Annotated in this window: 28 protein-coding genes; 18 read left to right on the top strand and 10 right to left on the bottom strand. The window is 72.8% G+C overall.

Translation table 11 applies throughout. The features are described 5' to 3' along the window. Positions 1 to 99 precede the first annotated feature (99 nt). Entirely contained in the window at positions 100 to 1,527 is a 1,428-nt protein-coding gene (locus tag ACQPZ4_RS34540) for a DUF1800 domain-containing protein (protein WP_433045140.1), read from the top strand. A 13-nt stretch (positions 1,528 to 1,540) separates the two neighbouring features. Then, a complete protein-coding gene (locus tag ACQPZ4_RS34535) occupies positions 1,541 to 2,764 on the top strand; it encodes a DUF1501 domain-containing protein (protein WP_433045137.1) in 1,224 nt (407 codons plus the stop codon). Here the strand turns inward: ACQPZ4_RS34535 and ACQPZ4_RS34530 are convergent. After that, on the bottom strand, positions 2,761 to 3,663 hold the full coding sequence (locus tag ACQPZ4_RS34530; RefSeq protein ID WP_433045134.1) for a phosphotransferase: 903 nt from the start codon (positions 3,661 to 3,663) through the stop codon (positions 2,761 to 2,763). The two genes, ACQPZ4_RS34535 and ACQPZ4_RS34530, sit on opposite strands and share 4 nt — an antisense overlap. A 53-nt stretch (positions 3,664 to 3,716) precedes the next feature. Here ACQPZ4_RS34530 and ACQPZ4_RS34525 point away from each other — a divergent pair, with 53 nt between their 5' ends. The 3 genes from ACQPZ4_RS34525 (at position 3,717) to ACQPZ4_RS34515 (ending at position 6,013) form a co-directional block, all read left to right on the top strand. After that, the gene (locus ACQPZ4_RS34525) at positions 3,717 to 4,517 is read left to right on the top strand and encodes a hypothetical protein (RefSeq protein ID WP_433045131.1); all 801 of its coding nucleotides are present in this window, start codon (positions 3,717 to 3,719) and stop codon (positions 4,515 to 4,517) included. Positions 4,518 to 4,644: 127 nt separating this feature from the next. Beyond that, positions 4,645 to 5,079: a hypothetical protein gene (locus ACQPZ4_RS34520; RefSeq protein WP_433045128.1), complete on the top strand. Its 435-nt coding sequence runs from the start codon at positions 4,645 to 4,647 to the stop codon at positions 5,077 to 5,079. A 109-nt stretch (positions 5,080 to 5,188) separates the two neighbouring features. Then, a complete protein-coding gene (locus ACQPZ4_RS34515) occupies positions 5,189 to 6,013 on the top strand; it encodes a PhzF family phenazine biosynthesis protein (RefSeq protein ID WP_433045125.1) in 825 nt (274 codons plus the stop codon). Positions 6,014 to 6,142: 129 nt separating this feature from the next. Here ACQPZ4_RS34515 and ACQPZ4_RS34510 read toward each other — a convergent pair whose 3' ends face one another. Both ACQPZ4_RS34510 and ACQPZ4_RS34505 read right to left on the bottom strand, forming a co-directional pair. Continuing rightward, the gene (locus tag ACQPZ4_RS34510) at positions 6,143 to 6,706 is read right to left on the bottom strand and encodes a chaplin family protein (protein ID WP_433045122.1); all 564 of its coding nucleotides are present in this window, start codon (positions 6,704 to 6,706) and stop codon (positions 6,143 to 6,145) included. A 164-nt stretch (positions 6,707 to 6,870) separates the two neighbouring features. Then, entirely contained in the window at positions 6,871 to 7,449 is a 579-nt protein-coding gene (locus tag ACQPZ4_RS34505) for a DedA family protein (protein ID WP_433045119.1), read from the bottom strand. Between the two features lie 35 nt (positions 7,450 to 7,484). Here ACQPZ4_RS34505 and ACQPZ4_RS34500 point away from each other — a divergent pair, with 35 nt between their 5' ends. The 7 genes from ACQPZ4_RS34500 (at position 7,485) to ACQPZ4_RS34470 (ending at position 13,607) form a co-directional block, all read left to right on the top strand. After that, a complete protein-coding gene (locus ACQPZ4_RS34500; protein WP_433045116.1) occupies positions 7,485 to 7,865 on the top strand; it encodes a DUF1992 domain-containing protein in 381 nt (126 codons plus the stop codon). Between the two features lie 62 nt (positions 7,866 to 7,927). Beyond that, the gene (locus ACQPZ4_RS34495) at positions 7,928 to 9,172 is read left to right on the top strand and encodes a 6-phospho-beta-glucosidase (RefSeq protein WP_433045113.1); all 1,245 of its coding nucleotides are present in this window, start codon (positions 7,928 to 7,930) and stop codon (positions 9,170 to 9,172) included. Continuing rightward, a complete protein-coding gene (locus tag ACQPZ4_RS34490) occupies positions 9,169 to 10,149 on the top strand; it encodes an N-acetylglucosamine kinase (protein WP_433045110.1) in 981 nt (326 codons plus the stop codon). The genes ACQPZ4_RS34495 and ACQPZ4_RS34490 overlap by 4 nt, the downstream gene beginning before the upstream one ends. A gap of 91 nt (positions 10,150 to 10,240) precedes the next feature. Beyond that, on the top strand, positions 10,241 to 11,860 hold the full coding sequence (locus tag ACQPZ4_RS34485) for a chitinase (RefSeq protein ID WP_433045108.1): 1,620 nt from the start codon (positions 10,241 to 10,243) through the stop codon (positions 11,858 to 11,860). A 10-nt stretch (positions 11,861 to 11,870) separates the two neighbouring features. Beyond that, entirely contained in the window at positions 11,871 to 12,677 is an 807-nt protein-coding gene (locus ACQPZ4_RS34480) for a serine hydrolase domain-containing protein (protein WP_433045105.1), read from the top strand. A 101-nt stretch (positions 12,678 to 12,778) separates the two neighbouring features. Then, positions 12,779 to 13,222 carry a hypothetical protein gene (locus ACQPZ4_RS34475; RefSeq protein WP_433045102.1) on the top strand — a complete coding sequence of 148 codons (444 nt, stop codon included), beginning with the start codon at positions 12,779 to 12,781 and terminating at the stop codon, positions 13,220 to 13,222. Positions 13,223 to 13,307: 85 nt separating this feature from the next. Further along, positions 13,308 to 13,607: a hypothetical protein gene (locus ACQPZ4_RS34470; RefSeq protein WP_433045099.1), complete on the top strand. Its 300-nt coding sequence runs from the start codon at positions 13,308 to 13,310 to the stop codon at positions 13,605 to 13,607. A gap of 60 nt (positions 13,608 to 13,667) precedes the next feature. On the opposite strand, the gene ACQPZ4_RS34465 is transcribed toward ACQPZ4_RS34470, so the two are convergent. Further along, positions 13,668 to 14,531, bottom strand: coding sequence for a LysR family transcriptional regulator (locus tag ACQPZ4_RS34465; protein ID WP_433045097.1), 864 nt, complete (start codon positions 14,529 to 14,531; stop codon positions 13,668 to 13,670). Positions 14,532 to 14,602: 71 nt separating this feature from the next. Between ACQPZ4_RS34465 and ACQPZ4_RS34460 the strand changes: the two genes are divergently transcribed. Beyond that, positions 14,603 to 15,487: a dihydrodipicolinate synthase family protein gene (locus tag ACQPZ4_RS34460; protein ID WP_433045094.1), complete on the top strand. Its 885-nt coding sequence runs from the start codon at positions 14,603 to 14,605 to the stop codon at positions 15,485 to 15,487. Here ACQPZ4_RS34460 and ACQPZ4_RS34455 read toward each other — a convergent pair. Further along, positions 15,375 to 16,652: an FUSC family protein gene (locus ACQPZ4_RS34455; RefSeq protein ID WP_433045091.1), complete on the bottom strand. Its 1,278-nt coding sequence runs from the start codon at positions 16,650 to 16,652 to the stop codon at positions 15,375 to 15,377. The two genes, ACQPZ4_RS34460 and ACQPZ4_RS34455, sit on opposite strands and share 113 nt — an antisense overlap. A 38-nt stretch (positions 16,653 to 16,690) precedes the next feature. On the opposite strand from ACQPZ4_RS34455, the gene ACQPZ4_RS34450 reads away from it, so the two are divergent. After that, positions 16,691 to 17,116, top strand: coding sequence for a MarR family winged helix-turn-helix transcriptional regulator (locus ACQPZ4_RS34450; protein WP_433045088.1), 426 nt, complete (start codon positions 16,691 to 16,693; stop codon positions 17,114 to 17,116). Between the two features lie 3 nt (positions 17,117 to 17,119). Here the strand turns inward: ACQPZ4_RS34450 and ACQPZ4_RS34445 are convergent, their stop codons facing one another. Continuing rightward, entirely contained in the window at positions 17,120 to 17,725 is a 606-nt protein-coding gene (locus ACQPZ4_RS34445; RefSeq protein WP_433045085.1) for an MBL fold metallo-hydrolase, read from the bottom strand. Positions 17,726 to 17,800: 75 nt separating this feature from the next. Between ACQPZ4_RS34445 and ACQPZ4_RS34440 the strand changes: the two genes are divergently transcribed. Beyond that, positions 17,801 to 18,160, top strand: a complete 360-nt coding sequence (locus ACQPZ4_RS34440) for a hypothetical protein (protein ID WP_433045082.1) — start codon at positions 17,801 to 17,803, stop codon at positions 18,158 to 18,160. A gap of 45 nt (positions 18,161 to 18,205) precedes the next feature. After that, positions 18,206 to 18,613 (top strand): PLD nuclease N-terminal domain-containing protein, encoded by a 408-nt coding sequence (locus ACQPZ4_RS34435; RefSeq protein ID WP_433045079.1) that lies wholly within the window; start codon positions 18,206 to 18,208, stop codon positions 18,611 to 18,613. On the opposite strand, the gene ACQPZ4_RS34430 is transcribed toward ACQPZ4_RS34435, so the two are convergent. From ACQPZ4_RS34430 to ACQPZ4_RS34415, 4 genes are all read right to left on the bottom strand, one after another. Then, a complete protein-coding gene (locus ACQPZ4_RS34430) occupies positions 18,610 to 19,833 on the bottom strand; it encodes an RNA polymerase sigma factor (RefSeq protein ID WP_433066769.1) in 1,224 nt (407 codons plus the stop codon). The genes ACQPZ4_RS34435 and ACQPZ4_RS34430 overlap by 4 nt on opposite strands. Before the next feature lie 8 nt (positions 19,834 to 19,841). Then, on the bottom strand, positions 19,842 to 20,177 hold the full coding sequence (locus ACQPZ4_RS34425; protein WP_433045076.1) for a YciI family protein: 336 nt from the start codon (positions 20,175 to 20,177) through the stop codon (positions 19,842 to 19,844). Between the two features lie 65 nt (positions 20,178 to 20,242). Continuing rightward, entirely contained in the window at positions 20,243 to 21,529 is a 1,287-nt protein-coding gene (locus ACQPZ4_RS34420) for a DUF2252 domain-containing protein (RefSeq protein WP_433045073.1), read from the bottom strand. 18 nt (positions 21,530 to 21,547) lie between these two features. After that, positions 21,548 to 22,096, bottom strand: coding sequence for a TetR/AcrR family transcriptional regulator (locus ACQPZ4_RS34415; protein WP_433045070.1), 549 nt, complete (start codon positions 22,094 to 22,096; stop codon positions 21,548 to 21,550). A gap of 90 nt (positions 22,097 to 22,186) precedes the next feature. Here ACQPZ4_RS34415 and ACQPZ4_RS34410 point away from each other — a divergent pair, with 90 nt between their 5' ends. Together ACQPZ4_RS34410 and ACQPZ4_RS34405 are read left to right on the top strand one after the other, a co-directional pair. Further along, complete coding sequence (locus ACQPZ4_RS34410) at positions 22,187 to 23,023, top strand: NAD(P)H-binding protein (protein ID WP_433045067.1); 837 nt, start codon at positions 22,187 to 22,189, stop codon at positions 23,021 to 23,023. Positions 23,024 to 23,337: 314 nt separating this feature from the next. Next, complete coding sequence (locus tag ACQPZ4_RS34405; RefSeq protein ID WP_433045064.1) at positions 23,338 to 24,036, top strand: hypothetical protein; 699 nt, start codon at positions 23,338 to 23,340, stop codon at positions 24,034 to 24,036. Positions 24,037 to 24,040 lie beyond the last annotated feature (4 nt).

Genomic DNA, 24,040 nt, shown 5'->3' with positions numbered 1-24,040 from the left:
GCCGTGAACCCGAACCTCGCAGTTGCCGGAAGGGTGCGGCGGTGGAGTGCGACGGGGCCAAGGGTCAAGGCGACACCGCCGAAGCCGAAGCAGAACGACGTGACCGCCTTCACTCCCGCTGATCCGGTGTTGCATCTGCTCCGGCGCGCCACCTACGGGCCCACCGTCGAGGCCGAGGCCGAGCTCCGCAAGCTCGGCGCCGCCGCGTGGCTGGAGCGGCAGCTCAACCCCGGCAGCATTGACGATGCGGCGTGCAATGCGGTGCTCGCGAAGTACACCCTCATCGGTAAGGACATCGCGGGCGTCCGGGCGATGGTGAAGGCCGGCACGCTCAAGTCCGGGGCCTGGGACGTCATGCAGCAGCTCGGCACCGCCGCCGTGGCCAGGGCGATCTGGAGCAAGCGGCAGCTGTTCGAGCTCATGGTCGACTTCTGGTCCAACCATCTCAACGTCACCTGCCCGTCCAGCGACGTGTGGGACAGCCGGGCCGCCTATGACGCGCTCATCCGCAAGCACGCGCTCGGGAAGTTCTCCGACATGCTCAAGGCGAGCATGACGTCGCCCGCGATGTTGTCCTATTTGGACAATCGGTTCTCGACCAAGGCCAAGCCGAACGAGAACTACGCGCGGGAGCTGCTCGAACTGCACACGGTCGGGCTCGTGTACTCCGAAGCCGACGTCAAGGACGCCGCTCGCCTGTTGACCGGGTTGACCGTCGACAACGCCACCGGGCTCTACAAGTTCGCCGCCAACCAGCATGCCACCGGGGCCGTGACGATCCTGGGATGGCGGCACGAGAACGCGACCGCCGGCGGTGGCGAGGCGGCCGCCGGAGCGTACGCGGACATGCTCGCGATGCACCCCGCCACCGCGGAACGGATCGCGCGCAAGCTCTGTGTGCGGTTCGTGGCCGACGAGCCACCGGCGACGCTCGTCACCAAGCTCGCCAAGGTGTACCTCGACAACAGGACGGCGATCGTGCCGGTGCTGCGGGCGCTGTTCACCAGCCCCGAGTTCGCGGCCGCGAGCGGGGCGAAGGTGCGGACGCCGCTCGAGGACGTGGCGGCGACGGTGCGCGTGCTCGGGATCGGGCCCACGGCCGACCTGGAGAGCGTCCGCGGCCTCTACTACTACCTGTACGACATGGGCCATGCGCCGCTGCGGTGGGCGCCGCCCAACGGGTACCCGGACGTCGCCGCCGCCTGGGCCGCTCCCTCGGGGCTGCTGATCCGGTGGAACGCGCACCTGAACCTCGCCGCCGGCTGGTACCCGAAGCAGCTGGCCCGGCCCGCGTCGATGCTCGCGTACCTGGTGCCGAAGCTCCCCGCCACGCACGGGGCGTTCGTCGACCTGCTCGCCACGAGGCTCGTCGGGCAGCCACTGGCGCCGGCCCACAGCGCGGCGCTGCTCGGGTTTCTCGGCAAGGCGAGCAACGCTCCGCTCAAGGCGACCGACCCCGCCTGCGCCGGACGGCTGCCGCACCTGATCGCGCTCATCCTCGACTCGCCGTATTTCCTGTACCGGTAGGAGGAACCACACCATGATGGACTGCTGCATCTCCCGCCGGGGCGTGCTCACGATCGGGGCCGGGGCCGCGCTCACCGGGCTCATCGGCGAGGGGCTGTCGACGCGGCTCGCGTTCGCCGGGACGCCGTACGCCGGGGACACCGTCGTCGTGCTGTCGCTGCGGGGCGGGTTCGACGGGCTGTCGGCGATCGTGCCGATCGGGGACCCGGACTACTACGCGGCGCGGCCGACGATCGCGGTGCCGAAGGCGTCGGTCATCGCCGGGGACGGGGTGTTCGGGCTCAACCCGGCGTTCGCGCCGCTGAAGGCCCGCTGGGCGGCGGGGACGTTCGGGGCCGTGCACGCCGTCGGGCAGCCGAACCCGTCGCGGTCGCACTTCCAGGCGATGGAGGACATGGAGCGGGCCGCGGCCGGGACGTCGATCCGGACCGGGTGGCTGGACCGGATGCTCGGGGTCGCCGGGGCCTCGTACCCGATGGCGGGCGTGGCCATGGGGACCAGCGCGCCCGCGCGGCTGTTCGCCGGGCCGACGCCGTCGGTGAGCATGCTGACCGTCGACGGGTTCAAGCTCAACGGGGAGGATGCGAAGACCCCGATGGCCGGTACCCTCGCCAAGCTCTGGGACGGCGCCCCCGAGCTGCTCGCCGGGCCGGCCCGGGCCGTCGGGCAGACCCTCGGGACCGTGGGCGCGCTGCCCGCGTACACGCCGGGCGCCACGTATCCGGCCACCGCCCTCGGCAACGCGCTCAAGGACGTGGCCCGGCTCGTGAAGGCCAACGTCGGCCTGATGGCGGCGACCGTCGACTTCGGCGACTGGGACATGCACGAGACGCTCGGCACGGCGGTCAAGGGCCAGCGGATGTTCGACCACCTCACCGAGCTCGCCCTCGCCCTCGAGGCGTTCGCGACCGACCTGGGGCCGGCGTTCGCGCGGGTGACGCTGGTGACGCTCAGCGAGTTCGGGCGGCGGGTGGCCGAGAACGGCTCCCGCGGCGTCGACCACGGCAACGGCAACGCGATGCTGCTGCTCGGCGGCGGCGTGCGCGGCGGCAAGGTGCACGGCGCGTGGCCGACCCTCGCCCCGGCCGCCCTCGCCGCCGGCGACCTGGCCTCGACCACCGACTACCGCACCGTCATCGCCGAGATCCTGCAGCGCCGCTGCGGCCTGGCCAACCTCGCCGACGTCTTCCCGAACGCGGCCACCAACGCTCCGCTGAACGTCGTGAACACACGCTAGAAGCCGAGGCGCTCCCGCAACCACACCAGCATCACGTCCGCCTGGTCCTGCTGGAACTTGCGCAGCGTCGGCAGGCCGGGCGGGTCGGGGCGGCGGGCCCGGTCGGCGAACATCCCGGCCAGCCCGGCGACGCACCCGGTCAGGTCGTCGCCCGGCGCGTGGATGACCGAGTCGGGGACGTGCCCGCCGTACAGGCGGACGTTGAGGACCAGGCTCAGCGCGTCGAACCACGCCGGCCCCGCGCACCCGAACGGCCAGTCGACGAGCAGCACCGACCCGTCCGGGCGGACCAGCAGGTTGTCCGCGCGGATGTCGCCGTGCACGAGCGCGTCGCCGGCCATCGCCGCGTGCCCGTGCGCCGAGAGCTCCACGAGCAGGTCCAGGTGCCCGGCCACCCACGGGTCGGGCGCCGCGGGCGGGTCGGCGGCGAGGTTGCGCCAGCCGGTGAAGTCCTCGGCGGTCTCGTCATACAGGCGAGGAAGACCCTGCACCTGTACGTCCAGTGCCGCCAACGCCGCCAGCGCGGCCTCGATCTCGGGGTGCTGCCACGGGGTGTGCGGGTGGCGGCCCTCGACGTCCTCGAAGGCGAGCGCGATCCAGTCGCCGTCGTCGTACACGCCGAGCAGCGCCGGGGTCGGCAGCCCGGCCGGCAGCTTCGCGACCACCGCCGCCTCGGTCCGGTGCAGGCCCGGGCTCTCCGGATTGAGCGACGTCCCGACCGCCTTCACGAACGCGCGCCGGCCGGCCGCGGTGACGACCCGGTCCGCGGTGCCCGGCGAGAACCCGCCCGCCTGCGACCGCGCGGCCACGACCGGCCCGCCGAGCAGGTCCTCCACGGCCGCCCGGACCTTGTCGGGCAGGTCGGACCAGCCGATGCGTACCCCCGATGCCAGCACCATGGCCCGATCCTCGCAGAGCCCCCGGCGGCGCGGCACTGGTTTAAACTCGGTCGATGTGGCGCTGGCTGCCGTGGCTGCTGATCGTCGCCGAGGTGCCGCTCGTGCTCACCGGGGCCCTCGGCCTGCGGGACGCGGGTGTGCTCCTGGGCGTCATCGAGGCGGCCGTCGGGGCGCTGATCGCCGGCCGGGCCGCGCTCGCCGCCCGCCGGCACCCGCGCGGGGAGCGGCTGCGGGCCGCGCTCGACGCCGTCGTGCCGCCGATCGTCGCCCGGCTCATGCGCCACGAGCTGCGGGTGTTCGCCGCCCTCGGGCGCGGGATCGCGCGGCGGCGGGAGGCCGGGCCGGGCGAGCTCGTCGTCACCTACGCCGGCAACCTGCTGCCGTTCCTGGTCGGGATGTGCGCCGTGTCGCTCGTCGAGCTGTGGGTGGTGCACGTGCTCGTGCCCTGGCCGTGGCTCGAATGGACGCTCGCGATCCTCGGCGTGTACGGCACGATCTGGCTCGCCGGTCTCGCCTGCTCGGCGTACACCCGGCCGCACACCCTGACCGAGGGGCGGCTGCGGCTGCGGTACCTGGTGTTCACGCAGGTCGACGTGGTCGCCGAGCGCCTCGAACCGGTCGCCACCACCATCCGCGGCAGCCACAAGGACACCGTCGAGGTCGAGGACGGGACGCTGTCCTTCTCGACGCTGGGCACCACCAACGCGGCCGTGCGGGTCGAGCCGCCCGCCGAGGTCGACCTGGGCCGTGCGGGCCGTCACGTCGTGCACACCGTCCGCTTCTACGCCGACGACCCCAAGCGCCTCACGCGGACCCTCACCCAGACACAGCCGGACTTGAATACGGGCACGTGAGGCCGGATGTCCCCCGCCGGGCGGCTGACAGGATGTGACCTGTGGCACGTTCGGGGGATTCCGGAACGCCGCACAGTCCGTAACGTCGGCCCTATCGCACTCTGACAGTAATGAGGGGGAACGCTCCATGAGCGACATCGACAGCTACGACGGTGGCGACTCCGGCCACGACGTGGACTACGGGCAGTACTCGGCCGGCCAGGAGCACGACGCCCTCGACCAGCTGCACCAGGCGCACGGCTCGGAGCACGACGCGCAGTCGCAGTTCGGCGTGTACGAGAACGACCACCACGCGCAGGAGTCGACGGACTTCTCGACCGGTCAGCACGTCGAGTACGACCAGCCGGCCGCCGTGCACTACGAGTCGGACAACTTCACCAACTACAGCCACGACGCGTCCGAGGACGACCACGTCTTCGCGGCCGAGGGCAGCGAGCAGTCGCACTCCGCCGAGTTCGGCGAGCTCGACGCCCTGCAGCAGCGCTTCGACGGCGCGTTCGCCGAGGGCACCGAGTTCCACTCGGGCGGCGGCGAGGGCCACCTGGGCGTCGCGGACAAGTAAGCCTTTCCGCACCATCCCTGCGAAATCCGATCGGCCGGCGCCGGCGACCATGCCAGCGCCGGCCGATTGGCATGCGCGGCCCGTCCGCGGGCGGCCTAGCGTCAGGTGCATGGAGATTCTGCGCTACGCCGCGTTCACCGACGACCCCGCCGGCGGCAACCCGGCCGGGGTCGTGCTCGACGCGACCGGCCTGCCCGACGCCGACCTGCAGCGCGTCGCGGCCGAGGTCGGCTACTCCGAGACCGCGTTCCTGACGCCGTCCGGGGACCGGGCCGCGGCCGTGCGCTACTTCAGCCCCCGCGCCGAGGTGCCGTTCTGCGGCCACGCGACGATCGCCACCGCGGTCGCCTACGCCGAGCGGTTCGGCCCCGGCCCGATCCGCCTGCAGGCGCCCGTCGGCGAGATCCGCGTCGACACCGCCGGCGGCACCGCCACCCTGACGACCGTCGCGCCCGCGACCCGCGCCATCTCCGCTGAGACGGCGGCGCGGCTGCTGGGCACATTGCGGTACACGACGGGGGATCTTGATCCTGACCTGCCGCTGCGGGCCGCGTTCGCCGGCGCGTGGCACCCGATCGTCGCCCTGCGGGACCGGGCGCGGCTGGCCGCCCTGGACTACGACGAGCCCGCCCTCGCCGCGCTGATGGCCGAGCAGGACTGGACCACGGTCGCCGTCGTGTGGCGCGAGTCGGCGACGGTGCTGCACGCCCGCAACCCGTTCCCGCCCGGCGGGGTCTGGGAGGACCCGGCGACCGGCGCGGCGGCCGCGGCCCTGGGCGGCTACCTGCGCGAGCTCGGCCTGGTCGCGCTGCCCGCCGACCTGACCATCCACCAGGGCGCCGACCTGGGCCGCCCCAGCCTGCTGCACGTGGGCCTCGACGCCGACGTGACCGCGGGCGTGCGGGTCACCGGCCGCGCGGTCGCCCTGGCCTAGAAAACCAACTGGCCTAGAAACACCAAAGAGCGTTGACCGATGTCGTACGGGAGGGGGCTGCCTCCCGGGTCCACCGGTCAACGCTCTACGTGGCTACGGGGCAGGCGGTGCCCCGTCACGCCGGGTGGTTCAGCAGCTCGACGCGAAGCCGATCAGGGCGGTCGAGTTGCAGGACACGTTGATCGGCGCCTGGTAGGTGAACGACGACTGGTTGCCGTTGCCGATCCCGATGTTCCAGCCGGTGTTGTGGTCACCGTCGTTGTTGTAGGCGTACGCGCCGCCGCCACCGTTGCCGCGGCCGTAGTCGCCGCGGTCGTCGTAGGACGCCGCGTTCGCGCCGCCGTTGCCGTTGCGGTGGTGGTGGTGACGGTGGCGGTTGTTGCTCACGCCGAGCGCGTTCGCGCCGCCGTCGCCGTTGCGGCGGCCGTTGTAGCCCGCGCCGCTGTACGAGCCGCCGCCGTTGACGGCGTAGGCGCCGCCGTTGCAGTTCGCGCTCGCGAATCCGATGATCGCCAGCGAGTTGCCGCAGATGTTGACGGGCGTCTGGATGGTGGTGGAGCTCTGGTTCCCGTTGAAGAAACCAACATTGGGCCCGCTGTTCCAGCTGTCGGCGTGGGCGGCGGTCCCGGTGAGCGCGAGGCCACCCATTGCCAGCGCGGCGACCTGCACCGACCGGATGAGCCAGCGTTTCATGATGACGACCTTTCGACGAGTGATCGACGGGGAACGTCCGTCGCGATGTCCACCTAACCCGAAATGCGAGCTCGGGACGGATATTTCGGAAATCTTGGTCACGCAATGCACCCGTGCGGTGACATAACGTAGTCTTTCTCGGCGCGCCTGCTTGGCCCGATCGGTTACTTGTGGCCGCGGTGACGTTTGAACAGGTGGCGCGCGGCCAACGCGAGCGCGGCAAGGGCGGCGGCGGCCAGGATCCACAGCTGGTACCGCCGAAGCTGTTCGATGTTGTTCCCGGCCACGGCGCCGACGGTCACCCACAGTGCCGTCCACAGGACGCCGCCGGCCGCGTCCCGGGGTGCGTACTGCCGCCAGGGCAGCGCCGTCGCCCCCGCGATCAGCCCGTTGGTCTGGCGCAGCCCGTCGACGAACCGGGCCAGCACGATGATGTTCTTCCCGCGGGTGGCGATGAACCGCTCCGCCCGCTCCAGGCGCTCCTCGGTGAGCCGCACCCGGCGGCCGAAGCGCAGCAGCGCCGGGCGGCCCGCGCGGCGGCCCAGCAGGTAGCCCAGGTTGTCCCCGCCGGTCGCGGCGAGCAGGGTGACCACGGCGACGACCGGCAGCGACAGGTGCCCCCCGTGCGCGGCGAGGGCCGACGCGGCGACCACGGCGGTGACCGCGGGAGCCGGGATGCCGACGCCCTCCAGGAGCACGAGGAGGGCCAGCGCCGGGTACCCGTACCGCTCGAACTGCTCCATCGATCAAGATCCTGCCACGGGTACACTCAAGGGCAATGACCAGCTGGTATGAATCGCACATCGACCGGCAGATCCGCGAGGCGCAGGAGCGCGGCGAGTTCGACGACCTGCCCCTGGCGGGCAAGCCGCTGCCCGACCACGGCGAGCTGTACGACGAGGACTGGTGGATTCGCGACCTGGCCCGCCGGGAGGGCCTGCCCGGGGGCATCCCGCCCACGCTGCGCCTGCGCCGCGAGGTCGAGGACTTCGACGGGGAACTGGCGAAGTTCCGCACCGAGGAGTCGCTGCGCCGGGCCGTGGCCGACCTGAACGTGCGCATCGAGCGCGCCAAGCGGGGCCTGATCGAGGGCCCGGCGACCGTCCTGCGGCCCCTGGACGCCGACGCGATCGTGGCGCAGTGGCGTGCGACGCGTTGACGTCGGCCGGCTTTTACTGTTAGTTAGTCTTCCTATTAGTAGGATCAAGGGAGGCTAGAGGCATGAAGATCGCGGTAGTCGGGGGCGGGTCCACCTACACCCCGGAGCTGGTGGACGGCTTCGCCCGCCTCGCGCCCTTCGCCTCCGAGATCGTGCTGCTCGACCCGGCCGCCGACCGGCTCGCCACCGTCGGCGCCTTCGCCCAGCGCATCCTGCGCACCCACGGCTCCGCCGCGACGCTGCGCTGGACGTCCAATGTGGACGATGCCCTGGCCGGCGCGTCCACTGTGGTCATCCAGTTGCGCGTCGGCGGCCAGCAGGCCCGCATCAGCGACGAGACCTTCCCGCTCGCCTGCGACTGCGTCGGGCAGGAGACCACCGGCGCCGGCGGGTTCGCCAAGGCGCTGCGCACGGTGCCGGTGGTGCTCGACATCGCCCGCCGGGCCGACCCCGGCGCGTGGATCGTCAACTTCACCAACCCCGTCGGCATCGTCACCCGCGCCCTGCTCGACGACGGCCACCGCGCCGCCGGGCTGTGCAACGTGGCCATCGGCTTCCAGCGCCGCTGGGCCGCCGCGCTCGGCGTCGACCCGGCCGCCGTCGTCCTCGACCACGTCGGGCTCAACCACCTCACCTGGGAGCGGGCCGCCTACGTCGACGGCGTCGACCGGCTGCCCGGCCTGCTCGAGACCGGCCTCGACGAGATCGCGGCCGGCGTGCAGATCCCGCCCGCGATCGTGCGCAGCCTCGGCGTCGTGCCGTCGTACTACCTGCGGTACTTCTACAGCCACGACGAGGTCGTCGCCGAGGAGCGCGACCAGCCGACCCGCGGCCAGAAGGTCGCCGAGATCGAGCGGGAACTGCTGCGGATGTACGCCGACCCGGCCCTGGACAAGAAGCCGGAGCTGCTCGGCCAGCGCGGCGGCGCCTTCTACTCCGAGGCGGCCGCCGGCCTGATCGCGTCGCTGCAGCACGACGACGGCGGCATCCACGCCGTCAACGTGCGCAACCGCGGCTTCCTGCCGTTCCTGTCCGACGACGCCGTCATCGAGGCCACCTGCCGGGTCGGCGCGAACGGGGCCGAGCCGGTCCCCGCGCCGCCGCTGCGCCCCGAGCTCGCCGGGCTCGTCGCGGGCGTCTCCGCCTACGAGGAGCTGGCCGTCGAGGCGGCCATCAAGGGCGGCCGGGACCGGGTGTACCGGGCGCTGCTCAGCCACCCGCTCGTGCGCCAGCACGACAAGGCCGAGCGGCTCACCGACGACCTGCTCGCCGCCAACCGCGCGCACCTGCCCTGGCTGTCCGCATGACCGCCCGCCTCTACGCCGCGGCCGACGGCGGCAACTCGAAGACCGACGTGGTGCTCGGCGACTCCGACGGCCGCGTCCTGGCCCGCGTCTCGGGCGGGACGATCTCGCCGCACGCCGTACCGTTCGACGAGGCCCTCGCCCGCATCGCCGCCCTCGTGTCGCGGGCCCGGACCGAGGCGTCGCTGCCGGCCGGGATCGAGCTGTCGCAGCTGTCCGTGTACACCGCGGGCGCCGACCTGCCGGTCGAGGTCTCGCGGCTCACCACCGAGGTGTCGGCGCTGGCCCTGGCCTCCGCCACGACCGTCGACAACGACCTGTTCGCGCTGCTGCGGGCGGGCGCGGCCACCCCGGACACCGTCGGCGTGGTCTGCGGGGCGGGCATCAACGCCGCCGGTCGCCGCGCCGACGGGGCGACGGCGCGGTTCCCGGCGCTGGGGCAGCTGTCCGGGGACTGGGGCGGCGGGCATCATCTGGCGGCGCTGGCCCTGTACCACGCGGTGCGGTCCGAGGACGGGCGCGGGCCGGCCACCGCCCTCGAGGCCGCCGTCCGCGCGCACTTCGGGCTGGACTCCGTGGAGGCGGCCGCCGTCGCGCTGCATCTCGGGGAGGTGGACCGGTCGCGGATGGACGAGCTGTGCGAGCTGGTGTTCACCGTGGCGGCGGCCGGGGACGACCTGGCCGGGCGGCTCATCCGGCGGCAGGCGGACGAGATCGAGGCGCTGGTGCGGGTGTGCGCCGCGCGGCTGGGTCTGCTCGGCTCGGCGTACACGATCGTCCTGGGCGGTTCGGTGCTGACCGCCCGGCATCCACAGCTGCACGAGGACCTCCTGCGCCGGCTGGCCGCGCTGTCACCGCTCGCGACGGTGACCGTGCTGGCCTCGCCACCGGTCGCCGGGGCGGCGCTGCTCGCACTGGACGCGCTGCACGGCGGGCAGTGCCCGGCGGGCGTGGAGGACGCGGTCCGCTCGGCCGTCTGAGATCGCTTTTGATGAAGGCCGGGTTAAGAACGCTGGACATGAACAGTTAACAAACCTAATAATGGCGACCACCGTCGATGGAGGTCCGCCCATGAAGCCTGCCAAGCGCGCAGCGCTCGTCCTCGGCGCCGCAACGCTCCTGGTCACCGGCCTGTTCGTGGCCACCAACGCGTACGCGGCCAACCTGCTGTCCAACCCCGGCTTCGAGAGCGGCAACCTGTCGGGCTGGTCGTGCACCGGCTCCGGCTCGGGCGTCGTGAGCACGCCCGTGCACTCCGGCTCGTACGCCCTCAACGGCAACGCCACCACGTCCGACACCGCGCAGTGCACGCAGACCGTCACCGTGCAGCCGAACACCGCGTACACGCTGTCCGGCTGGGTCCGCGGCAGCTACGTCTACATCGGGGTGACCGGCGGCGCGTCCACGTGGACGCCCGGCGCCTCGGCCTACACCAAGCTCACCGTCCCGTTCACCACCACCGCCGGGCAGACCTCCATCCAGGTGTACCTGCACGGCTGGTACGGCACCGGCGCGTACCAGGCGGACGACATCGCCCTGGACGGGCCCGGCACCCCGCCGACCACGACCCCACCGACGACTTCTTCGCCGTCTCCCTCGCGCAGCGCCTCCGCCTCGCCGTCCGCCTCGCCGTCGAAGTCCCCGTCGACCAGTCCCACGACGCCGGTGACGGGCATCCCGAAGCATGCGCTCATCGGGTACAACCACGCGTCCTTCGCGAATGGCTCCGGCTACATCCGGATGGCCGACATCCCCGCCGCCTGGGACGTCATCGACCTGGCCTTCGGCGAGCCGACCAGCGTCACCTCGGGTGACATCCGGTTCAACCGCTGCTCGGCGGCCGAGTGCCCGAACGTCGAGTCCGACGCCGAGTTCCTCGCCGCGATCAAGGCCAAGCAGGCCCAGGGCAAGAAGGTCCTCATCTCCATCGGCGGCCAGAACGGCCAGGTCCAGCTGACCACGACCGCCGCCCGCGACGCGTTCGTGAACTCGGTCAGCGCCATCATCGACCGCTGGGGCCTCGACGGCCTGGACATCGACTTCGAGGGCCACTCGCTGTACCTCAACGCCGGCGACAGCGACTTCCGCAACCCCACGACGCCGGTGGTCGTGAACCTCATCAGCGCCCTGAAGTCCCTGAAGGCCAAGTACGGCACCAAGTTCGTGCTCACCATGGCCCCGGAGACCTTCTTCGTCCAGCTCGGCTACCAGTTCTACGGCGGCACCACCCAGGGCGACAACCGCGCCGGCTCGTACCTGCCGGTCATCCACGCCGTCCGCGACTTCCTGACCATCCTGCACGTCCAGGACTACAACTCGGGCCCGATCTGGGGGCTGGACAACCAGTACCACACGATGGGCGGCGCCGACTTCCACATCGCGATGACCGACATGATGAAGGCCGGCTTCCCGGTCGCCAACACCGGCCAGACCTTCCCCGGCCTGCGCCCCGACCAGATCGCCTTCGGCGTCCCCGCCGCGGTCAGCGCCGGCAACGGCTACGTCTCCAACGCGGTTGTCCAGTCCGCCGTGACCTGCCTGGTCACCGGCTCCGGCTGCGGCGGCTACACCCTGCGCGGCGGCACCTCGCCGGCGTTCCGCGGCCTGATGACCTGGTCGATCAACTGGGACAAGTACTACAACTGGGAGTTCCAGAACGCCCAGCGCCCGTACCTGAACACCTTGCCGTAGCTTTCAACGGGTGAGCGCACTTGAACAGGTGACCAGCTGGCCCGTGCCGACCGCCGCCGTGGCGGTCGTGGACCCCAAGGGTGTCCGCGACCGCCACGGCCCGGACACCGCCCTCCCGTGGGCGTCGGTCACGAAGCTGCTCACCGCCCTGACCGTCCTCGTCGCCGTCGACCGCGGCGACGTCCTGCTGGACGAACCGGCCGGCCCGGAGGGCGCCACGGTCCGCCACCTGCTCGCCCACACGTCGGGCGTGGCGTTCGACAACGACCAGATCCTGGCCCAGCCGGGCCGCAAGCGCATCTACTCGAACCGCGGCTTCGAACTCCTCGCCGACTTCGTCCTGACCCGGACGGGGGGCACGTTCCCCGAGCTGATGACGGAGTCGGTGCTGCGCCCCCTGGGCATGGGCGGCACCACCCTCACCGGCTCGCCGGCCGCGGGTGCTCGCGGGCCCGTCTCGGATCTGGCGCTGCTGGGGCAGGAGCTGCTCGACCCGTCCCTCGTGCCGGAGCTCATGCCGGAGGCCGTGTCGGTGCAGTACCCGGGCGTCACGGGCGTCTTGCCGGGGTTCGGGCGGCAGGACCCGAACGACTGGGGGCTGGGGTTCGAGCTGCGGGACCACAAGTCGCCGCACTGGACGGGTTCGCAGAACTCGCCGCGGACGTTCGGGCACTTCGGCAAGTCGGGCACCTTCCTGTGGGTCGACCCTTCCGCCGGCCTGGCCCTCGCCTGCCTGACCGACCGCGACTTCGACACGTGGGCGGCCGAGGTGTGGCCGGTCCTGTCGGATGCCGTCCTCGAGGAGCACCGCGGCTAGCCACCCGGAACGCGCCACACGATCGGCGGATCGACGTTGGTTGCACGACTGCGAAATCCTGAGCCTGGGGCATCCGGCGGCGGTTTCGGGAGGCGTGCGAGGTGGCGCGGCACTGGTGGGGACGGGCGGCCGGCGCGTTGACCGGACTGGCCGCGGCCGGCGGGGCGGCGTCGGGGACGAACTACATCCACAACCCGGCGATCGGGGTCTCCGTCGCGGCGGCCGGGGCGCTGGTCGGCTTCCCGGCCGGGCTGGCCTGGGACCGCCGCACCGAACGCCTCGCGCGGCAGCGGCGCTGGGACGAGCTGTTCACGGCGGGACCCGGCCCGGGTCCGGGCGGACAGGGTACGCCGGACAGCGTCTGGTACCTGCTGGCCCCCTGGCTGGCGGTGGTGCCGTTCGAGGTGCGCCGCCGCCGGTACGTGGCCGCGGTGCACAAGTGGGCCGCCGACCGGCAACCGGGCCGGGTGTGGCTGCTCAGCGGCGGACCCGGGGTCGGGCAAGACCCGGCTGGCCGTGGAGATCGGCCGCGCTTTGCAGGCTGACGGGCGGCGGCCGTGGGCGGTCGGCTGGGCGCGCGCGGGGAGTGGCGCGGCCGCCGTCGAGCTGGCCGCGGGGTGGGATGGTCCGGTGCTGATCGTCGTCGACGACGCCGATGTCTACGGGGACCTTGCGGGGCTGCTTACTGCTCTGTACCGCCTCGACGATGACCAGGTCGTTCGGGTGCTGCTGGTCGCCCGCGACTTCGGCGACTGGTGGACGGCGCTGCAGCAACCCCTCCCGGCCGCCGTCGACCTTGCCGAGGACGATGTCCGGCTCGGGCCGATCGCCACCGACGCGGCCGGGCAGCGGGCCGCGGAAGGTCAAACCCGACGACGAGCGTGCGCAGCGGGCGCTCGATCCGCTGGGGCCGCTGCGGTTCGGGGATGAGCCGCGAGTCGGTGGTCGCGGCGCTCGGTGAAGGGGCGGGCAGCTGCACCGGGCGGGGCTTCAAGCGCGGGTGATGCCCAGGGCGTCGGCGAAGGCGGTCACGGCCGGGTGTTCGGCTGCGCCGGCTCGGAACGCCAATCTGGTGCGGCGGCGGGTGTCCAGCGGGGTCAGGACGACGCCCGCCGGCACGTCCGTGGCGGCCAGCTCCGGGATCAGGGCCACGCCCTGGCCGGCGGCGACGAACGTCAGCACGGTGACGAAGTCGTCAGCGTGGTGGCGTACGCGCGGGGAGAAGCCCGCCGCCTCGCACGCGCGCACGGTCATGGTGTGGCACAGGGTTCCCGGGCTGGCCAGGATCCACGGCTCGTCGCGGCACTCGCCAAGGCGTCGGCCGGTCAGGGCCGCCACGAAGATGGTCTCGTCCAGCAGCGGCAGGGTGCGCAAAGCCGGGTCCGGCTCGATCGGGACCAGGTCGTAGTCGTGGACCAGCGCCACGTCCAGGGTGCCGTCGCGCAGCAGCGCCGGTACCGCGGCCGGGTCCAACTCGTGGACGGACAGTTCCAAGCGCGGGTGGGCCTCGGACAGGGCCACCAGGGCCGGCGGGAGCAGGGTGCGCATCGCCGTCGGGAAGGCGCCGATGCGCAGGGGGCCCGTCAGGCCGTCGCGGCCCGCGGCCAGGGCGGCCGATGCGCGTTCCAGTGCGGCCAGGACCTCCTCGGCGTGGGTGACCAGGGTGCGGCCCGCCGGGGTCAGGGCTACCCGGCGGCCGGTGCGTTCCAGCAGGGCCACGCCGGCCTCGCGTTCCAGGGCGGCCAGTTGTTGGGAGACGGCTGACGGGGTGTAGGTGTGGGCGGCGGCCACGGCGGCGATCGTTCCGTGCTGGGCGAGGTCACGGAGCAAGCGCAGCCGCCGTACGTCGAGCATCAGCTCAGCTTACGCTCGAACGTACCAACGTGAACTGGTTCTGGCGCTTCGCAACCCGCAGGCTGGAAGCCATGGAGCTGTCCGGTGTCTTCGTCCCGCTCGTCACCCCATTCTCCCCCAACCAAGGTGTCAACCCGGTGTCACTCCGCACCCTCGCCGAAGACGTGCTCGCCGAGGGGGCGGCCGGGGTCGTCGCGCTCGGGACCACGGGGGAGCCGGCCACGCTGACGGCGGAGGAGCGCAAGGAGGTCGTTGCGGTCCTGCGTGACCTGCCGCTCATCGTCGGGGTCGGCTCGAACTCCACCGCCGCCACCGAGGCCGAGGTCGCCGCGCTGCCCGCGGGCGTTGTGGCGATGGTGGTCGTGCCGCCCTACACGCGGCCGGGGGAGGCGGGGGTGCTCGCGCACTTTCGAAAAATCACCAAGGCGGCGAACGGGCCGGTGATCGCGTACCACGTGCCGTACCGGACGGGGCAGGCCCTTTCGACGGAAGCGCTGCTCGAGCTGGCGGCGATCCCGGGCGTCGACGGCATGAAGCTGTCCGACGGGGCGATCACGGGCGGCACGGTCGCGCTGCTCGCCGACGTGCCCAAGGACTTCGCCATTCTCGGGGGCGACGACGCGGTCATCTCGCCGCTGCTGGCGATCGGGGCGCACGGCGGGATCCTCGCGAGCGCGCACATCTGCACGAGTGCGTTCGTGCAGCTGCACAAGGCGTGGCGCGACGGGGACACGGCAACCGCGCGAGACCTCGGGCCGCGGCTCGCCGAGCTGTCCGAGGCGCTGTTCGCGGAGCCGAATCCGGCCGTGGTCAAGGCCGTGCTGCACGCGCAGGGGCGGATCCCTACGCCGGCGGTGCGCCTGCCGCTGCTGCCGGCGAGCCCGGCCGCGCGGGACCGTGCACTGCTGCTCGCAGATCGTCCGCGATGGGACCGAGGGCTTGCCGCACACGCTTGAGCGCCGCCGGGTCGTCCGCTTCCGACAAAAGCTGCAAATCGGGCGACAAAGCCAGCAGCCCGTCCACCCACAGCAACTCGCGGCGCGGGACGAACCTGCGCACGGCGAACAAGGGAGCAGCCGAAGTGCGCAGAACATCCAGCTGTCGTACGGCCAGTGCGTAGTCCCCGTCGCGAATCGTGCGCAGGCATTCGGCCGTCCGTTTGCGCAGCACCGCGCCGGTGCGGATGGGCGAGATGAACATCGCGGGCAGGATCGCGCACAAGGCGCCGACGACCACGGCCACCAAGCGGGTACCGAGCAATGAGACCGTGTCACCGACGCCCACGAGGGAGTACAGCAACGCGAGCGAAGCGGTCACGCTCGCCGCCCACCACGCGTACCCGAACTGGCGCAGGTAGAAGCCGCCGGCCAGGACGAGCAGCAGGAGCACGACCGCAACGGGCCGGTGCGGCCCGACGGCCACGGCCAGGCCGGTCGCGGCCAGGGTGCCGCCGAGCGCCCCGAGCGTGCGGTGCACCCCCTTGAGCAGGGCGTCCCCGCGCGAACGGGCCGCCGCCCCGACCGTGTAGGCGCTGATCACCGTCCACGCCCAGTGCTCGCCGAACACGGTCTGGCCGATCGCGAACGCCAGCGTCAGGGCGAGCGCGGACTGCACGCCCCGCCACACGTGCACCTTCGCGGCGGCGGTGCCCGGCAGTTCCGATGCCGCGTCGGTACCCCACAATCTCCGCGCCACCAGCACGTACACCTCGGCCGTGAACACCGCGAGCGTCGCCCACGCCAACGTGCGCAGCGGGTCGCCGCCCGGGTTGACCGGGGCGATCAGCATGCCGATGAGCGGGAGGACCAGGGCGCGGCCGAGGCGGCCCGCGGCGGGGCCGAACGCGCGCGCGGCGGTGGCGGCGGCCACGGTGAGGACGAAGAACGCGTCGCCGTACGCGTGCGCGGCGTGGAAGAGCACCGCGAACGTGGCGATGACGAGGGCTCCCACCGGTACCAGGAGAAGGCGCATCGGTCCTTGATGACCTTGCGCCCGTCCCGCCATCATGGCGACCGCGGCCCCGAGGACGACGATCCCGGTCTGGTGGGTGAGCGGGATGAGCGTGACGACCGTCGCCAGCAGCGGGGCGAAACCGGCGAGCGCGGCCCGGATATTACGCACCTGCTGAATATCGCAGTCGCGGTACCGTGAGCGCAACCATGGACGCGGATCCCGATCTCAGCCTCGCCCGGGCGGTCCGGCGGGCGACGCAGCGGCTGGGGCGCCGGCTGCAGCTCGAACGCGCCGCCGACGGGCTCAGCCTGACGAAGATCAGCATGCTGGGGCACCTGGCGCGCAAGGGGCCGATGGCGGCGGGCGCGCTCGCGGCGGCGGACCGGTTGCAGCCGCAGTCGGTGACGCGGGTGCTCGCCGAGCTCGAGGGCGACGGGCACATCGAGCGGCTCGAGCACCTGGCCGACAAGCGGCAGCGGGTCTTCGCCATCACCGACCCGGGCCGGGCGGCGCTGCGCGAGGACATGCGGCAGCGCGACGAGTGGCTGGCGGCGGAGATGGCGTCGCTCGGCCCGGGGGAGCGCGACGCGCTGCTGCGCGCCGCCGCGATCATCGAGCGGCTCGCCGAATAAGCCCTACTTGACGTTGTCCCGCTCGGCGCCGATCGTCGTGTCCGGGCCGTGGCCGGTGTGCACGACGGTGTCCGCCGGCAGCGTCATCAGCCGCTCGGCGATCGAGCGCAGGATCGTCGGCTTGTCCGAGAACGACCGGCCGGTCGCGCCCGGCCCGCCCTCGAACAGCGTGTCGCCGGAGAAGACCACGCCCTCCGAGGCCAGGTGCAGGCAGACCGCGCCCGGGCTGTGGCCGGGGGTGTGCAGCACGTCCAGCGCGGTACCGGCTACCCCGATCTGCTGCCCGTCGGTAAGGTGCGTTGTCGGTTCGAGAGCGGGGTGCTTCATGTGCCACAGCGGCAGATCGTCCGGGTGCAGCAGGATCGGCGCGCCGGTGCGCAGCGCGACCTCGGGTGCGGCATCGATGTGGTCGTCATGACCATGGGTGCACACGATCGCGACGGCGCGGCGACCGCCCAGCGCGTCCACGATCGCGGTGGCGTCGTGGGCGGCGTCGATGACGATCGCCTCCTCGTCGTCGCCGACGATCCAGACGTTGTTGTCGACGTCAAAGGTCTCACCGTCGAGCGAGAACGTGCCCGACGTGACCAGCCGTTCGATGCGCACCATGGGTCCCAAGCCTATGCGCCGCGGCGCCGCGCCACGCGGCGGGATGACGTTCAGGTCGGCCGGTACGCCTATCGGGTGCTCCGCCCGCTGCGGCCCCTGCGCGACACGGTCGTCACCCGCACCGGCGAGCTGCGCACGACCCGCCGCGACGCGCTGCGCATGCACGCCCTCGCCCCGCTGGCCACCGAGCGCACGCTCGTGGCGTTCCCGCTGCGCGACGAGCGCGGCATCCCGTTCGACCTGGTGCTGGCCGACGAGGCGCTGAAGTTCCCGGTCGAGCGCTGGTCCGACGTGCGGGCCCGGCTCGGTGCCGGGCGGATCGAACTGCACGCCGCGCACGGGATCCGGACCACCCCGGCGAAGCCGCGCCTGGAGGCCGGCAGGCACGCGCTGTTGGTCACCGATCCCGGGCTGATCACCGTCCATTACAAGTAGGTCACGGGGCGGACAGCCGGGGCCGGTTCCGGCACGATGTCCGGCGTGGTTCGCCTCTATGGACTCCTGTTCCTCATCGACCTCGTCATGCTCGTGTGGGCCGTGATCGACTGCCTGTCGACGGACGAGTACCTGGTGCGCAACCTGCCCAAGGTCGCGTGGGTCTTCATCATCCTGCTGTTCTCGCCGGTCGGGTGGATCGCCTGGTTCGTCGCCGGGCGCCCGCAGCAGCCCGCGCGGGCGGGCGCCGGCGCGCAGTGGCGCCCCGGCGCAGGCTTCCCGGAGGACCAGCGGCCGCGGGCGCGGCGGGACCTGGCCCCGGACGACGATCCGGCCTTCCTGCGCGACCTCGCCAAGAACCGCCGCGCCGACGAGGAGATGTTCTCCAAGTGGGAGGCGGACCTGCGCCGCCGCGAGGAGGAGCTCCGCCGTCGCGAGGACGGCAAGGCTTAACGCTCCTCAGCGTTCTCCAAAAGCGAAGCGCGCTCCAGGAGTGCGGCGCGCTCGGCCGGGCTGTGGGTGAGCGCGGCGGCCTCGCGGAACAGGGCCGCCGCCCGCGCGTGGTCGCCGGCGCGGGCGGTGAACTCGGCCTCGGCCGCGACCGCGTGCGGGTAGCCGTCCAGGGCACCGCCGGCCCGCGCCGCGGCCAGGAGTTCGAGGCCGGCCTCGGGGCCGTGCGCGTACCCGTGGGCGACCGCGCGGTTCAGCGCGATCACCGCCGTCGGCTGGCGCTTCCACAGCAGGTCGTAGCAGGCCGCGATGCCGGACCAGTCGGTGCCGCCGTCGGTGGCGTGGAAGGCGGCGATGCGGGCCTGCAGCGCGTACGGGCCGTCGCCCAGCCCGTCGAGCAGCGCCCGGCCCTCGGCGATCGCGTCGCGGTCCCACAGCGTGCGGTCCTGCTGCTCCAGGGTGAGCAGCCGGCCGTCCGGGGCGCGGCGGGCGGCCCGCCGCGAGTGCTGGAACAGGAACAGCGCGAGCAGCCCGGAGACCTCCGAGAGCACCTCCGGGGCCGGGGTCACGGACGGCAGCAGCGTGCGCAGAAGCCGGGCCAGCCGGATCGCCTCGTCGGCGAAGGCCGGTTCCCCGTCGGGGTTGTAGCCGTTGGTGAACAGCACGTACAGCACGCCGAGCACCCCCGGCAGCCGCTCGGCCAGCGCGGGGCCCTGGGGGACGCGGTACGGGATGCCGGCCTGCGCGATCTTCGTCTTGGCGCGGGTCAGCCGGCGGGTCATCGCCGCCTCGGTGGTCAGGAACACGCGGGCGATGTCGGCGGTGCGCACCCCGCAGATCGTGCGCAGCGTCAGCGCCACCCGGGCCTCCAGGGGCAGCGCCGGATGGCAGCAGGTGAAGATCAGCCGCAGCCGGTCGTCGGGGAACCCGTCGGGCGTCCCGCCCGGTTCCGGTTCGGCGAGCACGGCGGCTTCCTGCAGCTTGGTGCGCTCCACGGCGGCCCGGCGCAGCACGTCGATGGCCCGGTTGCGGGCCGTGGTCATCAGCCACGCCGCCGGGTTGTCGGGCACGCCCGTGGACGGCCACCGCTGCAGCGCGCTGGCCATGGCCTCCTGCGCACAGTCCTCGGCCAAGTCCCAGTCTCCCGTCATGCGGATGAGCGCGCCGACGATACGCGGGTACGCCTCGGCCGCCCCCGTCGTGACGGCCGAGGCGATGTCCATTGCGACGATCACCGCTCCAGTTCGACGAGCGGCCGGATCTCGATGCGGCCGCCGCGCGCCATCGGGTGCGTGCGGGCCACCTCGATCGCCTCGTCCAGGTCGGCGCACTCCAGCAGGTCGAAGCCGAAGATGACCTCCTTGGTCTCGGCGAACGGCCCGTCGGTCACGAGCAGCTCCCCGTTGCGCACCCGCACGGTCGTCGCCGCGGTCGGGGGCGCCAGGACCGAGCCCTGCAGGCGGCGGCCGGACTTGTCGTTCGTGTCGACCCAGACGTCGATGTCGGGCTCGGGCGCGGTGTCCGTGTCGGGCTCGCTGTCGCTGCAGACGAACATCATGTACTGCATCAGGTGGTGTCCTCTCTGATCTGTGCGTCGTGCAGATGACGAACGGGGACCGGACATCCGGACACTCAGCCCAGCGGAAATTTTCCGTTCCGGAACAGGTCGACGAAGATCTGGTGGTCGCGGCGGGCGACCGCACCGTACCGGTGGGCGAATTGCACCAGCTCGTCGGCGAATCCGGCCTCGTCGCGCCCGATCGCCGCCACGATCGCGTCCTCGGTGGAGAAGTCGACGAGGTCGTGCGCGGACTCGTCGTCGGCCACGGAGTGCATCCGGGCGGTCGCGCGGCCGAGGTACGCCATCACGCTGCGCAGCTCGTCCGGCTCGTTCACGTCGCTCCAGTCGAGGTCGCTCGCGTACGGCGACACCTCCGCGACCATCTGCCCGACCCCGCGCAGTTCCGTGTGCCCGGCCCAGGCGTCCGCGTGCGCCTGCAGGGCCCGCTGCGACTCGCTCGTGCGGTGCCCCTGGTGGCGGAAGTACGAGCGGACCCGCGGGTCGGTGATCCAGCGCGACACCGCCGGCGTCTGGCCCTGCTTCATGTACAGGATGACGTCGTTCTCCAGCGCCTGCGTGTGCCCCTCGAGCAGCAGGTTGTAGCTGGGCAGGCCGGCCGAGCCGATCCCGACGCCCTTGCGCAGCACGACATCCTTGATCCGGTACTGCTCCGGCCGCGACGCGTCCCACGCCGGCATCGTCGGCAGGTACTCGGCGAACGCCGCGAGCACCTCCTCGCGCAGGCCTTCCTCCACGGTGTACACCCCGTCAGCCATCGTGAAGCGCCGGTCGTACTCCTCGATGGCCGTCTGCGCCTCCAGCAGCGCGACCCGGGTGCGCAGGCGGGCCCGCTGGAGCACGTCGTGCAGCACCCCGTCGGTCGTGTCGAGGGTGAGCGACCCGATCGCCCCGCCGCCGGCGATCCCGCGCAGCTCCGCCACGTACGCCGCCGCATAGCCGGAGACGAGCTCGCCGATGTCCGTGTCGGAGAGCGCCTTCTCGTACCCGATGAGGGCCACGCTCGCCGCGAACCGCTTCAGGTCCCAGGTGAACGGCCCGACGTAGGCCTCGTCGAAGTCGTTGACGTTGAACACCAGCACCCCGGCCGAGTTCATGTACGTCCCGAAGTTCTCGGCGTGCAGGTCCCCGTGAATCCACACCCGCGCCGTGCGCTCGTCGAGGAACGCGTCGGGCGTCCCTTGTACGTCGGCATAGAACACGCACGCGCTGCCCCGGTAGAACGCGAACGGCGACGCCGCCATCTTGCGGAACTTCCGCCGGAACGCGGCCGGGTCGAGCGCCATCAGCTCCCCGAACTCCGCCACGAGCACGTCGGTCAGGCCATCGGCGCGATCCATCGCCCGACGATAGCGTTCCTACGCTCCCCTGTCGGCCAACCCGTCGAGGACCAGCTGGAGTCCCCGCCCCTTGGACGGTCCGGGCAGCCGCTGCTCCATGACGACGGCCCCCGCGATCACCGCATGCAACTCGGCCGTCGTCAGATCGTCTCGTACCGCACGAGCCTCCTGCGCTTGCTTGAGGAGCACCGCGATCGCGGACTCCAGGTCGCGCCCCGCCTCGCGGATCGCCTCCCCGGTCGCGGCCGGTTCGGTCAGCGCGGCCGACAGCGCCAGGTTCTGCGCGGCCTCGGCGGCGAGCCGCCGGAAGAACCCGAAGAACGCCGGCCCGGGCTCCTCGGCGCCGGCGAGCTCCGCCCCGGCCGCGGCCAGCTCCTGCAGCCGATCCGCGATGACGGCCGCGAACAGCGCGTCCTTGGTCGGGAAGTGCCGGTGCACGGTCCCCGGCCCGACCCCGGCCCGCCGCGCCACATCGTCCAGGCTGACCCCCGGCCCGAGCTCGGCGAAGGCGTCCCGGGCCGCGGACAGGACCCGCTGCCGGTTCCGCACGGCATCGGCACGAGGCATCGGCACCCCTTGAAACGGGGCGCGCGCCCCGCTATCGTCGCGGTCATAACCGGGGCGGCTGCCCCGCTTGCCCTGGGGAGGGTCGTCCCGATGATTATCCTGACCGGCGCGAACGGCGCATTCGGCCGCCTCGTCACCACGCACCTGCTCGCCCTGACCCCGGATGTGGCGGTCAGCGTCCGCGACCCGGCACGCGCCGCCGACCTGGGTGTTCCGGCCCGTCACGGCGACTTCGCGCGCGCCGGGACCCTGCCGTCCGCCTTCGCGGGCGCGTCGACGGTCCTGATCAACGGCACGTACCTCGGCGCGGCCCCGGAGGTCCGCGGCCCGCAGCTGCGCGGCGCGATCGCGGCCGCGGTGGAGGCGGGCGCCGCTCGGGTGGTCGTGACGAGCTGGCCGGATCTCGCGCGCAACACCCTGCCGTCGACCGCCGACTACGCAGGGACGGAGTCCTTCGTGCGCGGCCTGGCGGTGCGGTGGACGCTGGTGCGGGTCGGCTTCGGCCTGGCGGCGGCGCTGGCCCGCGACGTGCTGGCCGCCCGCCGCGACGGCGTGCTGACCGCACCGGCGGGCGACGCCCGGCTGGCGGTGGCGTCGACGGCGGACCTGGCCGAGGCGACGGCGCGGGTGCTGGCGGGCGGCCCTGAGCACGACGGGCGCACGTACGAGCTGACCGGCCCGGACACCGTCGGCTGGTCCGAGCTGGCCGCGCTGGCCGGGGTGGCCTACGCGCCGGAGCCGGAGCCGGACTTCCGGGAGCGGTGGGTGGCCCGGGGCTGGCCGGCGCCGGTGGTCGAGCAGTTGCTGGCGCTGTACGCGTGCATCCGGTCCGGGTGGGCGGGCTCGCCGACCGGGGAGCTGGAGGCACTGCTGGGACGGCGGCCGGTTGCCGCGCTCGCGGCCGTCCGGGAGGCGGTGCGGGAGTAGAAGGGCCGGTGGAACGTGGGTGAGCGCAGGGTGACCGCCGGACCGCGAAGGGTGGAGTGCGAGGTGAAACGCAGAGGTCAAAGCGGTGAATCCGAGCCGAACAGCCGGGTGGTTCGGCCGTTCCGGGGCACGCGGTGGACATGTTCGCCGACTACGCTGCTGGCCTTGTGTCGATGGTTTGCGTGAAGTGCGGTGCCCCCGGGCACGACACCAACGGTCGATGCCTCTGTCTGCGCCACGGCGGCGTGCCCTCGGCGGAGTTCGTCGCGGCGCTCGTCGGCGGGGGTGACGGCGCGGTTCGGTGGCCCGATCGGTTGCCTGAGCTCGAGCCCGTGGCCGGGGACGGGGAGGCGCCCGACTGGCTGCCCGAGGGGGCGCGGATTCCCGAGCAGACGCGGCAGGAGCCGGAGCTGTTCGAGCCCGAGATCGCCGAGTTCGCGGAGTACGACGACGTCATCGAGGACCGGCCGCCGGTGGCGCTGCGGGCGTTCACCTGGGTCATGCTCACGGTCACCGTGCTGCACCTGGTGCTGCTGGTGGTCGACGTGCTCGTGCTGCGGCGCGAGGATGCGGTGCTGGGGGAGTACGCGACCGAGGCCGGGTCGATGCAGGAGCCGGCCGCGCAGGCGGTGTTCGCGCTCGTGGACCGGGTCGGGTCGGCCGTCGGGATCGCGCTGTGGGTGACGCTGCTGATGTTCGCGGTCTGGTTCGGGGTGGTCGGGCGGGTGGCCGACCGGCTCGGCAGGGACCGGCGGACCGTCCTGCGGCACTGGACGTACCTCGGCTGGCGGTTGGCGCTCATTCCACTCGTCGTGTATCTCTTCGCCGAGGCGGCCCGGGACGAGGTGCGGCCCACCGAGCGGCTGGCGTTCGTGGCCGACGCGATCGCGGCCAATCACACGGCGATCGTGTTCGTGTCGCTGCGCATGCTCATGCTGGGGCTGCTCGCCTGGTTCGTGGTCGTGGTGTGGCGGCGGCTCAACCCGCCCCGGGACGACGCCCTGCCCTTCTGAACGG

Origin of the sequence: Dactylosporangium sp. CS-033363, from assembly GCF_050942475.1 — a bacterium.
In the GTDB taxonomy this organism is placed as follows: Bacteria; Actinomycetota; Actinomycetes; order Mycobacteriales; family Micromonosporaceae; genus Dactylosporangium.
Note: the sequence above shows the minus strand (reverse complement) of the source record. Positions and strands in the feature narration are given on the sequence as shown.